General features: G+C 57.9%; 11 protein-coding genes. 10 read left to right on the forward strand and 1 reads right to left on the reverse strand.

All coding sequences use genetic code 11. From position 1 onward, the window contains the following. Window positions 1-238: 238 nt before the first annotated feature. The gene (gap, locus tag KDX30_RS16410) at window positions 239-1,240 is read right to left on the reverse strand and encodes a type I glyceraldehyde-3-phosphate dehydrogenase (RefSeq protein WP_027898731.1); all 1,002 of its coding nucleotides are present in this window, start codon (window positions 1,238-1,240) and stop codon (window positions 239-241) included. A gap of 219 nt (window positions 1,241-1,459) precedes the next feature. Between gap and edd the strand changes: the two genes are divergently transcribed. The 10 genes from edd (at window position 1,460) to KDX30_RS16460 (ending at window position 13,850) form a co-directional block, all read left to right on the forward strand. After that, window positions 1,460-3,286, forward strand: coding sequence for a phosphogluconate dehydratase (gene edd, locus KDX30_RS16415; RefSeq protein ID WP_231676933.1), 1,827 nt, complete (start codon window positions 1,460-1,462; stop codon window positions 3,284-3,286). Continuing rightward, complete coding sequence (locus KDX30_RS16420) at window positions 3,283-4,260, forward strand: glucokinase (protein ID WP_027898729.1); 978 nt, start codon at window positions 3,283-3,285, stop codon at window positions 4,258-4,260. The genes edd and KDX30_RS16420 overlap by 4 nt, the downstream gene beginning before the upstream one ends. A gap of 205 nt (window positions 4,261-4,465) precedes the next feature. After that, window positions 4,466-5,203, forward strand: coding sequence for a response regulator (locus tag KDX30_RS16425; protein ID WP_027898728.1), 738 nt, complete (start codon window positions 4,466-4,468; stop codon window positions 5,201-5,203). Between the two features lie 60 nt (window positions 5,204-5,263). Further along, entirely contained in the window at window positions 5,264-6,670 is a 1,407-nt protein-coding gene (locus KDX30_RS16430; protein WP_099267695.1) for an ATP-binding protein, read from the forward strand. A 324-nt stretch (window positions 6,671-6,994) separates the two neighbouring features. After that, window positions 6,995-8,281 carry an ABC transporter substrate-binding protein gene (locus KDX30_RS16435; protein ID WP_231676934.1) on the forward strand — a complete coding sequence of 429 codons (1,287 nt, stop codon included), beginning with the start codon at window positions 6,995-6,997 and terminating at the stop codon, window positions 8,279-8,281. Window positions 8,282-8,395: 114 nt separating this feature from the next. Beyond that, entirely contained in the window at window positions 8,396-9,304 is a 909-nt protein-coding gene (locus tag KDX30_RS16440) for a carbohydrate ABC transporter permease (RefSeq protein ID WP_027898725.1), read from the forward strand. Continuing rightward, window positions 9,297-10,142, forward strand: a complete 846-nt coding sequence (locus tag KDX30_RS16445; RefSeq protein ID WP_027898724.1) for a carbohydrate ABC transporter permease — start codon at window positions 9,297-9,299, stop codon at window positions 10,140-10,142. The genes KDX30_RS16440 and KDX30_RS16445 overlap by 8 nt, the downstream gene beginning before the upstream one ends. 2 nt (window positions 10,143-10,144) lie before the next feature. Next, window positions 10,145-11,305, forward strand: coding sequence for an ABC transporter ATP-binding protein (locus tag KDX30_RS16450; protein ID WP_099267570.1), 1,161 nt, complete (start codon window positions 10,145-10,147; stop codon window positions 11,303-11,305). A 112-nt stretch (window positions 11,306-11,417) separates the two neighbouring features. Further along, entirely contained in the window at window positions 11,418-12,773 is a 1,356-nt protein-coding gene (locus KDX30_RS16455) for a carbohydrate porin (protein WP_027898722.1), read from the forward strand. A gap of 222 nt (window positions 12,774-12,995) precedes the next feature. Then, on the forward strand, window positions 12,996-13,850 hold the full coding sequence (locus KDX30_RS16460; RefSeq protein ID WP_231676935.1) for a D-hexose-6-phosphate mutarotase: 855 nt from the start codon (window positions 12,996-12,998) through the stop codon (window positions 13,848-13,850). Window positions 13,851-13,963 lie beyond the last annotated feature (113 nt).

Here is a 13,963-nt window from a genome sequence, read left to right on the forward strand (position 1 = left end):
CGTCAGCACAGGCAATATATTCATCGACTGACAGACCGAATCGCGGGCAAGCGCGCTCCTACAGATGAAAAAGTACTCCAAATCAAATAGTTGTAGTTTGTTTGATAGGAGCAGAGCTTGCTCGCGATAAAGCTGAACGCGGTCCAAAGTGAAGCGCGTTCAGCCTTATCGCGAGCAAGCTCTGCTCCCACAGGATTGCATTTCAGTTCAGGAATGATGATTCCTCAAACTGAAAGTTTTACTCCGCGTTATGCAGCGCCAGGCAGTTGTCCAGCATACGGTTGGAGAACGCCCATTCGTTGTCATACCACGCCAGGACTTTCAGCAACTTGCCGCTGACCTTGGTGTGATTGGCATCGAAAATCGACGACAGCGGGTTGTGGTTGAAGTCGTGAGAAACCAGCGGCAGCGTGTTGTAACCCAGCACCTTCGAATGCTGGCTAGCTTCTTTCATCAACGCATTGACGTCGGCAGCGGTGGTGTCCCGCGTTAATTGCACGGTCAGGTCTACCAGCGACACATTGATCACCGGAACGCGAACGGCCATGCCCGTCAGTTTGCCCGCCAGTTCCGGCAGTACCAGGCCTACCGCCTCGGCAGCACCGGTCTTGCTCGGGATCATCGACTGAGTGGCTGAGCGTGCGCGGTACGGATCGGTGTGATAGACATCGATCAGATTCTGATCGTTGGTGTAAGCGTGAATAGTGGTCATCAGACCGCTTTCGATGCCCAGTTCACGGTGCAGCACTTGCGCCACCGGAGCCAGGCAGTTGGTCGTGCAGGATGCGCTGGAAATGATTTGATGCGATTTACGCAGCGTGTCGTGGTTAACGCCATAGACGATGGTCGCGTCGGCACCTTGAGCCGGGGCCGAGATAATCACCTTGCGAGCACCGGCAGTCAGGTGTGCAGCGGCTTTGTCGCGGCTGGTGAACAGACCGGTGCATTCGAACACCACGTCAATGTCTTGTGCCTTCCACGGCAGTTCGGCAGGGTTGCGAATGGCGCTGACCGCAATACGGTCACCATTGACCGTCAGGCTCTCGCTGTCACACTCGACCGTGCCGGAAAAAGGCCCGTGAACCGTGTCGAAACGCAGCAGGTGAGCGTTCATCTCACTGTCGCCCAAATCATTGATGGCGACGACCTGCAGGTCCTGGCGGTAGCCTTGGGTATACAGTGCGCGTAGGACGTTGCGGCCGATGCGGCCAAAACCATTGATTGCGATACGAAGAGTCATACAGCCGTCCTTTCTGAATTTGTTGTTGGAATTACAAGATTATTCGCATAGAAATAGAAAACAAGCCTTTTTAGTGGCAATATTTTGTTTTATCTACAACGAGAAGCCTGTAAGGCCAAAACAGTTGATCGAGATCAAGCTTTTACAGATAAGGCCTGTGCCTCGAAATCTGCAAGGTCTGAAACGGGTGACCACATACGTTAGCCTGGAGTTCAGCACATGCATCCCCGCATCCTTGAAGTAACCGAGCGGCTGATAGCCCGTAGTCAAGAAACCCGGCAGCGCTATCTGCAACTGATTCGAGGCGCCGCCAGCGACGGCCCGATGCGCGGCAAGCTGCAGTGCGCCAACTTTGCTCATGGCGTTGCAGCCTGTGGTCCTGAAGACAAAAACACGCTACGCATGATGAACGCCGCTAACGTTGCCATCGTGTCCTCCTACAATGACATGCTCTCGGCGCATCAGCCGTACGAGCACTTCCCGAATCAGATCAAACAGGCTTTACGTGACATTGGTTCGGTCGGTCAGTTTGCCGGTGGCGTACCGGCCATGTGTGACGGTGTGACCCAGGGCGAGCCTGGCATGGAGATTGGTATCGCGAGCCGCGAAGTCATTGCCATGTCCACCGCCGTAGCGTTGTCCCACAACATGTTCGACGCCGCCTTGATGCTGGGTGTCTGCGACAAGATCGTGCCGGGCCTGATGATGGGCGCGTTGCGTTTTGGCCACTTGCCGATGATTTTCATTCCGGGCGGACCGATGGTTTCCGGTATTTCCAACAAGGAAAAAGCCGACGTCCGTCAACGCTATGCCGAAGGCAAGGCTACCCGTGAAGAGTTGCTGGACTCCGAGATGAAGTCCTACCACGGCCCAGGCACCTGCACCTTCTACGGCACCGCCAACACCAACCAATTGCTGATGGAAGTCATGGGCTTGCATTTGCCAGGCTCGTCATTCATCAATCCGTACACCCCGTTGCGTGATGCGCTGACCGTCGAGGCCGCACAGCAAGTGACGCGCATTACCATGCAAAGCGGCAACTTCATGCCCATCGGCGAAATCGTCGACGAGCGTTCGCTGGTCAACTCGATTGTCGCGTTGCACGCCACGGGCGGTTCCACCAATCACACCCTGCACATGCCTGCCATTGCTCAAGCCGCAGGTATTCAACTGACCTGGCAGGACATGGCCGACTTGTCCGAAGTCGTGCCGACTCTGACCCACGTCTATCCGAACGGCAAAGCCGATATCAACCACTTTCAGGCCGCGGGCGGCATGTCGTTCCTGATTCGTGAGTTGCTGGAAGCCGGTCTGCTCCATGAAGACGTCAACACGGTGCTGGGTCGCGGCCTGAGCCGATATACCCAGGAGCCATTCCTGGAAGACGGCAAGCTGGTATGGCGCGAAGGCCCGATCGAAAGCCTTGATGAAAATATCCTGCGCCCTGTCGCCAAAGCGTTCTCCCCTGAGGGCGGTCTGCGGGTGATGGAAGGCAATCTGGGACGCGGTGTGATGAAGGTTTCGGCCGTCGCCCTGGAGCATCAAATTGTTCAGGCCCCGGCAAAAGTCTTTCACGATCAGCAGGACCTGGCGGATGCGTTCAAGGCTGGCGAGCTGGAATGTGATTTCGTGGCTGTCATGCGCTTTCAGGGGCCGCGCTCCAACGGCATGCCTGAGCTACACAAAATGACACCATTTCTGGGTGTCCTGCAGGACCGGGGTTTCAAGGTTGCGCTGGTCACCGACGGACGCATGTCCGGCGCCTCGGGCAAGATCCCGGCTGCCATTCACGTCTGCCCTGAAGCCTACAGTGGTGGCCCTTTGGCACTTGTGCAGGATGGCGATATTATCCGTGTGGATGGCGTAAAAGGGACCTTGCAAGTTTTGGTCGAACCGGCAGAATTGGCCGCCAGAGAACCCGCTGTGGGTCATCTGGACAATGCGGTCGGCTGCGGTCGCGAACTGTTCGGTTTCATGCGCATGGCCTTCAGCTCCGCCGAGCAGGGCGCCAGCGCCTTTACCTCGAGTCTGGAGACGCTTAAGTGAAGTTGGCCCTGGTCGGTGATATTGGCGGTACCAATGCACGGTTTGCCATTTGGGAAGACGACAAGCTGCATTCGATCCGGGTATTCCCGACCATCGACTACGCCAGTCCGGAGAAGGCCGTTGAGGTCTATCTTCAGGATCTGGAACTGCAACGGGGTGACGTCGGCTCGGTCTGTCTGGCGGTTGCCGGGCCTGTGGACGGCGACGAATTCGAGTTCACCAACAGCCACTGGAAACTCAGCAAGTCGGCGTTTTCCGCGAAGCTGAAAATTGATGACTTGCTGTTGATCAACGACTTCAGCGCCATGGCGCTGGGCATGACGCGTCTGGCTGACGATGAATACCTGACGGTCTGTCACGGCATCAGCGAGCCGGACCGTCCGCGTGTCGTAGTGGGACCCGGAACGGGTCTTGGTGTCGGCACCTTGCTCAGTGTTGGCGTCAATCACTGGATGGCCTTGCCGGGCGAGGGTGGTCATATCGACTTGCCCATCGGCAATGCGCGCGAAGCCATGCTGTGGATGCGGCTGATGGCTGAACATGAACATGTCAGTGCGGAAACCGTACTCAGTGGCGCAGGTCTTCTGGGGTTGTATCAGGTCAGTTGCGCGCTGGATGACATCGAGCCGGTGCTCAAGTCTCCGGCGGCTATTACCTCGGCAGCCGTCGCTGGCGATCCGGTTGCGGCGGCGGTACTGGAGCAATTCTGTGTCTTCCTCGGGCGCGTGGCAGGCAACAATGTGCTCACCGTCGGCGGTCGCGGCGGGGTATATATCGTCGGCGGCGTGGTGCCGCGCTTTATAGAATTCTTCATGAACAGCGGTTTCAAGCGCGCTTTCGCCGAGAAGGGCGTGATGAGCGATTACTTCAAGGGCATCCCGGTCTGGCTGGTGACCGCCGAGTACCCAGGCCTGATGGGCGCCGGTGTGGCGCTGCAACAAGCATTTGGTGAAGGGCGCGCGGTAGAACTCTAGTTTTTGAAATTCGATCGGGCGCCTGATTTCTAAAATTTGGCATCCAATCCCATGTGGGAGCGGTGCTTGCCCGCGATAAGGTCCGCGCGATTCAAGATCATGGCGCCCTCATCGCGGGCAAGCACCGCTCCCACAGTTCAGGATGTGAGTAAGATTTCAGCTTCACCCCTAACAATAACGATCCATAGCAACAAGGACGATCCCAGTGAGCTCAGTCAGTAAATCGATCCTGCTGGTCGATGACGACCAGGAGATTCGTGAGTTGCTGCAAACCTACCTGAGCCGCTCCGGTTTTCAGGTACGTGCCGTCGGCGATGGTGCGGGCTTTCGTCAGGCGTTCAATGACGAGCCCGGCGACCTGCTGATTCTCGACGTGATGCTGCCCGACGAAGACGGCTTCAGCCTCTGCCGTTGGGTGCGTCAACATGTTCGCCATCCTCATGTGCCGATCATCATGCTTACCGCCAGTTCCGATGAAGCAGACCGCGTCATCGGTCTGGAGCTGGGCGCGGATGATTACCTCGGCAAACCCTTCAGCCCACGAGAACTGGTTGCGCGCATCAAAGCCCTGTTGCGCCGTGCGCAGTTCGGACAAGAGCGCGTCGGCGGTGACGTGCTGACCTTCGATGAGTGGCGGCTGGACATGGTCAGCCACCGGCTGTTCCATAGCGACGGCGAAGAAGTCATCCTGTCCGGTGCCGACTTTGCGCTGCTCAAGCTGTTCCTCGATAACCCGCAACAGATCCTCGACCGCGACACCATCGGCAACGCCACCCGTGGCCGCGAACTGATGCCGCTGGAGCGTATCGTCGACATGGCGGTCAGTCGTCTGCGTCAGCGCCTGCGCGATACCGGCAAGTCGCCGCGCTTGATCCGGACCGTGCGCGGCAGTGGTTATCTGTTGGCTGCCAATGTGATGTGTCAAGCCAGCAGTGGTTACTGAGTGTTGATCTACGAAGCGCCAAAACGCTCGTTGCCGCTGCCGCGTTCCCTCCTCGGGCGCATGCTGCTATTGACCCTGCTCGCGGTGTTGCTGGCTCAGGCGTTATCGAGTGTGATCTGGCTGTCGCAACTGCGTGCCACGCAGATGGAAGGTCTGGTCACCAGTGCGCGCAGTCTTGCGCACTCCATGGCCGCCAGCGTCAGTTACTTCCGTTCCTTGCCGTTGGCGTATCGCCCGTTGGTGCTCGACCAACTGCGCAGTATGGGCGGCACGCGCTTTGTCGTGTCCCTTAACGATCGTCCTCTGGACATGAAAGTGCTGGATGCCACGCCACGCAAACAGGCGGTGCTGACGGCAGTCGACGAGGTGCTGCGTCAGCATCTGGGTAATGATCCGGCCATTGCAGTATGGTTTGTGCGGCCTGAAGACTTGCGCATCTTCAACAGCGGGCTGACCCTCGATGAGCTGCCGCGCTCCTGGGCGCATTACGCACTCACTCTGGAGCCTGTGAACCCGCCCGTGCTGGTGACGCAAATCGAGCTGGCGGCGGGAGAGTGGTTGTATATCGCGTCGCTGCTGCCAGAGCCTTACACCACCCTCGAAGAACAGGACCTGCCGCTGCAGCAGGTCTGGTTCATCCTGCTCACCAGCGGTTTTCTATTGTTGTTCATTGGGCTGTTGGTGCATTGGCAGAGTCGGCCGCTCAAGCGTCTGGCGCTGGCTGCGCGGGATATGTCCCTGGGAGCGGACGTCGAGCCGGATGTTGAAGGGGGCGCCAGTGAGGTGGTGGAAGTCAGCAGGGCGTTCAGCGCCATGCGTACTCGCATCAGCCGTTATCTGACCGAGCGTGGTCAGTTGTTCAGCGCTATCTCCCATGACCTGCGCACACCAATCACCCGTTTGCGTCTGCGCGTCGAGTTGCTTGAGGACGAAGCCCTGCAAGCCAAATTCACCCGCGATCTTGATGAGCTGGAGTTGTTGGTCAAAGGCGCGCTGCAATGCGTCAAGGACACTGACATTCACGAAAACATCGAGGCTGTGGACCTTAACCATGTGCTCGATTGCCTGGTGGAGCCTTACCTGGCGCCTCATGGCAATGGCAACGCCACGCAGGAGGGCAAGGCGCTTGGGCCTTACCCCGGCAAACCGCTGGCCCTCAAACGCTGTATCGGCAACCTGATCGACAACGCTCTCAAGTACGGCACCAAAGCTCACCTCAAGATCGAGGACAACCTCCAGGCCTTCGTCCTGCACGTGGACGATGAAGGGCCGGGCGTACCCGAGCAACGCCTTGAACGGGTCTTCGAACCGCACTTCCGGCTCGCGGGCAATCAACAGCAAGGTTACGGTCTGGGTCTGGGCATCGCCCGTAATATCGCCCACAGCCACGGCGGCGAAGTCAGCCTGCAGAATTTGCGCGGTGGTGGACTGCGGGTGACGTTGTATTTGCCTAGAACGGTGGAGTGACTGACGCCCGGAATCCTTGTGGGAAATTGAAAACCCCAATTCTACGCTGGACCTGTGGGACCGAATTCATTCGGGAAGGCGGTACTCCAGGCGATACACAGGCTGCGGATGTACCGATCTCTTCGCGAATGAATTCGCTCCTACCGGTATTGTGTTTGCAGGCCAGCATAGAATCTCCCACAGGATTTCTCTCCCTGGTTCCAATGTAACCATCCTGTGACCATCGCGCGTCCCTTCGTTACTGTTCTTTCAAAACCCTTGGTTAGACTCCATGCAGCGCAAGCACAGACTTGCTCATGCATAACAACAAGAAAGGTTAAATCGATGAATTCAATCTCCCGCCTCGCAGCTGTCATCTCTGTTGCCTCGTTGTTCCCTCTGAGTGCTCTTGCCGCCGATTCGAAAGGCACCGTGGAAGTCGTCCACTGGTGGACTTCCGGTGGTGAAAAAGCGGCTGTGGATGTGCTCAGGGCTCAGGTTGAGAAAGACGGCTTCACATGGAAGGACGGCGCAGTCGCCGGTGGCGGTGGCGCTACGGCGATGACGGTGCTCAAGAGCCGTGCCGTAGCAGGTAATCCGCCTGGCGTTGCGCAGATCAAAGGCCCTGATATTCAAGAGTGGGCGTCCACTGGCTTGCTGGATACCGATGTTCTAAAGGACGTCGCCAAGGAAGAGAAGTGGGACAGCCTGCTGGACAAGAAAGTCTCCGACACCGTCAAGTACGACGGCGATTATGTGGCCGTGCCGGTCAACATTCACCGCGTCAACTGGCTGTGGATCAACCCGGAAGTCTTCAAGAAAGCCGGTATTGAGAAAAACCCTACAACCCTCGAAGAATTCTACGCTGCTGGCGACAAGCTGAAAAAAGCCGGCTTCATCCCTCTGGCGCATGGTGGCCAACCATGGCAGGACAGCACCGTGTTCGAAGCGGTCGTGCTGTCGGTGATGGGCGCGGATGGCTACAAGAAAGCACTGGTGGATCTGGATAACGGCGCGCTGACCGGGCCTGAAATGGTCAAGGCCCTGACCGAACTGAAGAAAGTCGCAACTTACATGGACGTTGACGGCAAAGGTCAGGACTGGAACCTGGAAGCAGGCAAGGTCATCAACGGCAAAGCCGGTATGCAGATCATGGGTGACTGGGCCAAGAGCGAGTGGACGGCGGCCAAGAAAGTCGCTGGCAAGGACTACGAGTGCGTAGCGTTCCCGGGTACTGAAAAAGCCTTCACCTACAACATCGACTCACTGGCCGTCTTCAAGCAGAAAGACGCCGGTACGGCGGCTGGTCAGCAGGACATCGCCAAAGTTGTGCTGGGTGAAAACTTCCAGAAAGTCTTCAGCATCAACAAAGGCTCGATCCCGGTTCGTAACGACATGCTCAGCGACATGGGCAAGTACGGTTTCGATTCCTGTGCGCAAACCGCTGCCAAGGACTTCCTGACTGACGCCAAATCCGGCGGTCTGCAACCAAGCATGGCGCACAACATGGCGACCACGCTGGCTGTTCAGGGCGCGTTCTTTGATGTCATCACCAACTACATCAATGACCCGAAAGCTGACCCGGCTGATGCTGCGAAGAAACTCGGTTCTGCAGTCAAGGCCGCCAAGTAATTCGTTTGCGCAGGCGCTAAAACCACCCCAGTCGCAGTCCGTGTTCATGACATCGTATTCCGGTGTCGGGCACGCCTGCGGACTGGAAATGATTTGTTCAATGTGAGTGATTCGATGAGCTCTGTCGCTGCCCTCAGCAAAGCCTCGCCGCTTGATGCGCTGCAACGCTGGCTGCCCAAGTTGGTGCTGGCGCCGAGCATGTTCATCGTGCTGGTCGGTTTTTACGGTTACATCCTCTGGACATTCGTCCTGTCGTTCACCACCTCGACTTTTTTGCCCAGCTACAAGTGGGCCGGTCTGTCGCAATACGTGCGCCTGTACGAGAGCGACCGCTGGTGGGTGGCCAGCAAGAACTTAATGGTCTTCGGTGGCATGTTCATCGCGATCAGCCTGGCAATCGGCGTGCTGCTGGCGGTGTTTCTTGATCAGCGCATTCGTCGTGAAGGCTTTATCCGCACCATTTATCTGTACCCGATGGCGCTGTCGATGATCGTGACCGGCACCGCCTGGAAGTGGCTGCTCAACCCGGGCATGGGCCTGGACAAAATGCTCCGGGACTGGGGCTGGGAAGGCTTCCGCCTGGACTGGCTGGTAGACCCGGATCGCGTCGTTTACTGCCTGGTGATCGCCGCTGTGTGGCAGTCGTCGGGGTTCATCATGGCGATGTTTCTCGCAGGGCTGCGTGGCGTTGATCAGTCGATCATCCGTGCCGCACAAATCGACGGCGCGAGCATGCCGAAAATCTACTGGAAAGTGGTGCTGCCAAGCCTGCGTCCGGTGTTCTTCAGTTCGGTGATGATCCTTGCCCACATCGCGATCAAGAGCTTCGATCTGGTGGCGGCGATGACGGCTGGCGGACCGGGCTACTCCTCGGACCTGCCCGCGATGTTCATGTACTCGTTCACCTTCAGCCGTGGCCAGATGGGCATGGGTTCGGCCAGTGCGATCCTGATGCTCGGCGCGATCCTGGCGATTCTGGTGCCTTACCTGTATTCCGAGCTGAGGACCAAGCGCAATGACTAGTCATGTCGGCAAACCCGCCCTCAGCTTCGGTCGTATCGCTATTTATGCGGTGTTGATCCTCGCTTGCTTTCTGTATCTCGTACCGCTGGTGGTCATGTTGCTCACCAGCTTCAAAACACCTGAAGACATCGGCACCGGCAACCTGCTGAGCTGGCCGACCGTGGTCACCGGGATTGGCTGGATCAAGGCCTGGGGGACGCTGGATGGCTACTTCTGGAACTCGATCAAGATCACCGTGCCGGCCGTTCTGATTTCCACGGCCATCGGTGCGCTTAACGGTTACGTGCTGTCGATGTGGCGTTTTCGCGGTTCGCAGCTGTTCTTTGGCCTGTTGCTGTTTGGCTGCTTCCTGCCGTTTCAAACGGTCTTGCTGCCAGCGTCCTTCACGCTGGGCAAGATGGGACTGGCCAGCACCACCACCGGTCTGGTGTTCGTCCACGTGGTTTACGGTCTGGCGTTTACCACGCTGTTCTTCCGTAACTACTACGTGAGCATCCCGGATGCGCTGGTCAAGGCTGCACGGCTGGACGGCGCGGGCTTCTTCACGATCTTCGGCAAGATCATTCTGCCGATGTCGACGCCGATCATCATGGTCTGCCTGATCTGGCAGTTCACCCAGATCTGGAACGACTTCCTCTTCGGTGTGGTGTTCTCCAGTGGTGATTCGCAGCCCATTACCGTGGCGCTGAACAACCTGGTCAACACCAGCACCGGTGCCAAGGAATACAACGTTGATATGGCGGCTGCGATGATCGCCGGGCTGCCGACTCTGCTGGTGTACATCGTCGCCGGCAAGTATTTCGTGCGTGGGCTAACGGCCGGCGCAGTCAAGGGGTAAACATGGCAACGCTCGAATTACGTAACGTAAACAAGACCTACGGCGCGGGCCTTCCGGACACGCTGAAGAACATCGAACTGCAGATCAAGGATGGCGAATTCCTGATCCTGGTCGGTCCGTCGGGCTGTGGTAAATCGACCCTGATGAACTGCATCGCGGGGCTGGAAAACATCAGTGCCGGGTCGATCCTGATCGACGACGCCGATGTCAGCGGCATGAGCCCCAAGGATCGCGACATCGCCATGGTGTTTCAGTCCTACGCGCTGTACCCGACCATGAGCGTGCGCGAGAACATCGAGTTCGGCCTGAAGATTCGCAAGATGAGCGCAGCGGCCATCGACGAGGAAGTCACCCGTGTGGCCAAGCTGCTGCAGATCGAACACTTGCTCAATCGCAAACCGGGGCAGTTGTCCGGCGGGCAGCAGCAGCGTGTTGCGATGGGCCGGGCGTTGGCGCGGCGGCCGAAGATTTACCTGTTCGACGAGCCGCTGTCCAACCTCGACGCCAAGCTGCGGGTCGAGATGCGGACCGAAATGAAGCTGATGCATCAACGCCTGAAAACCACCACTGTTTACGTGACCCACGATCAGATCGAAGCGATGACCCTGGGCGACAAAGTGGCGGTCATGAAGGACGGCATCATTCAGCAGTTCGGCACGCCCAAGCAGATTTACAACGATCCGGCCAACCTGTTTGTGGCGAGCTTCATAGGTTCGCCGCCGATGAACTTCATTCCTCTGCGCCTGCAACGCAAGGAAGGGCGTCTGATCGCATTGCTTGATAGTGGTCAGGCGCGCTGTGAATTGCCATTGGGTATGACCGATGCCGGTCTGGAAGACCGCGAAGTGATCCTGGGTCTGCGCCCTGAGCAGATCGTGCTCGCGCCTTCGGAGGCCAATGGTTTGCCGACCATTCGCGCTGAAGTTCAGGTCACTGAGCCAACGGGTCCGGACACCTTGGTATTCGTCACTCTTAATCAAAGCAAGGTCTGCTGCCGCCTGGCACCGGACGTCGCGCCACAGGTGGGCGAAAGCCTGACGCTGCAATTCGACCCCGCCAAAGTGCTGCTTTTTGATGCCGCGACCGGCGAGCGCCTTGGGGTGCTTGCCAGCCAGCCGGTTGTCGAGCGTGCGGGGAATGTCACCCAGATCAACCGTAACTGACCGGGCACTGCTGGCCGGGCGCTCACTGCCATAAGCGCGTCCAGCCAGCGAACACGAAGTAGTCGATGTCAATGCCGTAGAAGCTAATAACAATAAAATGAGGATCCAAGGGATGAAGAAGCTACGTAATAAATCGCTAAATCACTTCCAGCGTATCGGTGGTTTGTCCGTATTGAGTGCGCTGGTTTTCTCCAGTGCGGCCTACGCTATCGAGCCCTACAACCCCAACGGGCATATGACCGGAGACTGGGGTGGTTTGCGCAAAGAGCTGTATGACAAGGGTTATGATTTCTCGCTCGAATACGTTGGTGAGATGGGGTCCAACGTTCACGGCGGTTACAACACAGACAAAACGGCACGCTACAGCGATCAGTTCGCCCTCGGCGTCAACATTGACCTGCAGAAGGCTTTCGGCTGGAACGATGCCGAGTTCAAGCTAGCAATCACCGAACGTAGCGGCAAGAACATCTCCAATGACCGTCTCGGCGATCCGCGTGTCGGCACCCTGAGTTCCTCTCAGGAAGTCTGGGGTCGTGGTCAGACCTGGCGCCTGACGCAAATGTGGGTCAAACAGAAATTCCTCGACGGCAAGCTCGACATCAAAGCCGGTCGCATGGGCGAGGGTGAGGACTTCGGCAGCTTCCCTTGCGACTTCCAGAACTTGACGTTCTGCGGCACCCAGGCTGCGAACTACGTGGACACCTGGTACAACTGGCCCGTCAGCCAGTGGGCTCTGCGTGTGAAATACAACATCACACCTGAGGTGTACGCGCAGATCGGCGTTTACGAGCAGAACCCGTCTTATCTGGAAACCGGTAATGGCTTCAAACTGAGCGGCAGTGGATCCAAAGGCACGCTGGTGCCAGTTGAAGTGGTGTGGTCGCCGACCGTCAATTCGCTGCCTGGCGAATACCGTCTGGGCTACTACTTCAGCAGCCCGAGCGCCGACGACCGTTATGAGGACGTCAATGGCCAGCCTCAGGGTCTGACCGGCGCGGCATTCAAGTCGCGTAACGAAAAGACTGGCTGGTGGGTTGTGGCACAACAACAGGTCAGTACCTTCGGTGGCGATCCGTCCCGCGGCCTGAGTCTGTTTGCCAACGCCACCGTGCATGACAAGGACACCAACTTCGTCGACAACTTCCTGCAAGTCGGCATGGTCTTCAAAGGACCTTTCGATGCGCGTCCGAAGGATGACATCGGTATTGGTGTTTCGCGTATCCACGTCAACGATAACGTCTCTGATCGTGCCCGCCAGATCAATGCCGTCAACGGTGTCGATGATTACGACAACCCGGCTTACCTGCCTATCCAGAAGAGCGAGTACAACTCCGAGATCTACTACGGTGTGCACGTAACTGACTGGCTGACCGTTCGTCCCAACCTGCAGTACATCAAACACCCGGGTGGTGTTGATCAGGTTGATGACGCACTGGTTGCGGGTATCAAGCTGCAGACCAAGTTCTAAACGCTCAAGGGTCGTGTGTGCTTTACGGGCAGCCTGGCTGCCCGTTTTTTTTGAGTGGCAGATATGAAGTATCTGATTGAAATGCATACCCCTGTGGGAGCAGAGCTTGCTCGCGATAAGGCTGGACGCGATCCGAAGTGAACTGCGTCCAGCCTTATCGCGAGCAAGCTCTGCTCCCACAGTTAGAGTCTTCCAAGCAATTTTTCGACTGGAGCGGATTGGATGTCCGAACACCCCCTACAGCGATTCTTCACATCCCGACGTACCCGGCCGACTTTTGAGTGGGAGCGTCATCAGCACCGCGATGTGCTGCTGATCAATCATCCGCTGTGCCAGGCCGCCTTCAGTCGTCAGGGTGCTCAACTGCTGCATTTCCAGCCCATGGGGCAGAAACCCTGGCTCTGGTGTGCGTCGCGCTGGCCGCAGGTGGGCGCGATTCGCGGTGGAGTGCCAGTGTGTTGGCCCTGGCATGGAAAGCACCCGAATGAACCCGGCTGGCCTGCGCATGGCTGGGGGCGATTGGTGGACTGGAAGCTGATCGACAGCCACGAAAGCGAGTCCGGCGTCAGCCTGCACTGGCGCTTGCAGCTGTGTGACTGGCAGGCTGACTTGTATGCTGAACTGGGGCAGGGCATGGACCTGCGGCTCAGCACTTGTCATGAAGACAGCGAGCCTTGCCAGTTTGGCCACGCTTTGCATGCCTACTGGCGCATCAGCGATGTGGAAGACATTGCGTTGCAGGGGCTGGAAGGCGCTCAGGGCTACGACCAACTGAATCGGCGGGTCTGTCGGCAGGAAGGCGAGCTACGCGTCGCTGGCGGCTGTCAGCGGGTGTTTGAACATACCGGGGCACTGCAACTGGAAGATCAAACCTGGCAGCGGCGCCTGGGAATCAACAGTCGCGATAACGCCAACACAGTCGTATGGCATCCCGGTAACAGGCCGCTGCTAGGCGTGGCGGGCAATGAGGCATCCGGTTTTGTCTGCGTCGAAGCGGCGTCAGGCGGCGATGAAAGCCTGAGCCTGGCACCGGGCGAGCTGGTCGAGCTGAGTTTGCAGGCGTGTTTGCTGCATTGAACTGCTAACTTTGTCCGCAAACACGATTCCCGTGGGAGCGAATTCATTCGCGAAGGGGCCGGTACATCCGCAGCCTATCTATCGCCTGAGAAGCCGCCTTCCCGAATGAATTC

The sequence above is a fragment of the Pseudomonas quasicaspiana genome, assembly GCF_021147825.1.
Taxonomy (GTDB): Bacteria; Pseudomonadota; Gammaproteobacteria; order Pseudomonadales; family Pseudomonadaceae; genus Aquipseudomonas; species Aquipseudomonas quasicaspiana.

Bases quoted from the DNA above. Each gene is read 5' to 3' on its own strand.
- gap (WP_027898731.1), bottom strand. From the start codon at position 1,240: ATGACTCTTCGTATCGCAATCAATGGTTTTGGCCGCATCGGCCGCAAC.
- edd (WP_231676933.1), top strand. From the start codon at position 1,460: ATGCATCCCCGCATCCTTGAAGTAACCGAGCGGCTGATAGCCCGTAGT.
- KDX30_RS16430 (WP_099267695.1), top strand. From the start codon at position 5,264: ATGCTGCTATTGACCCTGCTCGCGGTGTTGCTGGCTCAGGCGTTATCG.
- KDX30_RS16435 (WP_231676934.1), top strand. From the start codon at position 6,995: ATGAATTCAATCTCCCGCCTCGCAGCTGTCATCTCTGTTGCCTCGTTG.
- KDX30_RS16440 (WP_027898725.1), top strand. From the start codon at position 8,396: ATGAGCTCTGTCGCTGCCCTCAGCAAAGCCTCGCCGCTTGATGCGCTG.
- KDX30_RS16445 (WP_027898724.1), top strand. From the start codon at position 9,297: ATGACTAGTCATGTCGGCAAACCCGCCCTCAGCTTCGGTCGTATCGCT.
- KDX30_RS16450 (WP_099267570.1), top strand. From the start codon at position 10,145: ATGGCAACGCTCGAATTACGTAACGTAAACAAGACCTACGGCGCGGGC.
- KDX30_RS16455 (WP_027898722.1), top strand. From the start codon at position 11,418: ATGAAGAAGCTACGTAATAAATCGCTAAATCACTTCCAGCGTATCGGT.
- KDX30_RS16460 (WP_231676935.1), top strand. From the start codon at position 12,996: ATGTCCGAACACCCCCTACAGCGATTCTTCACATCCCGACGTACCCGG.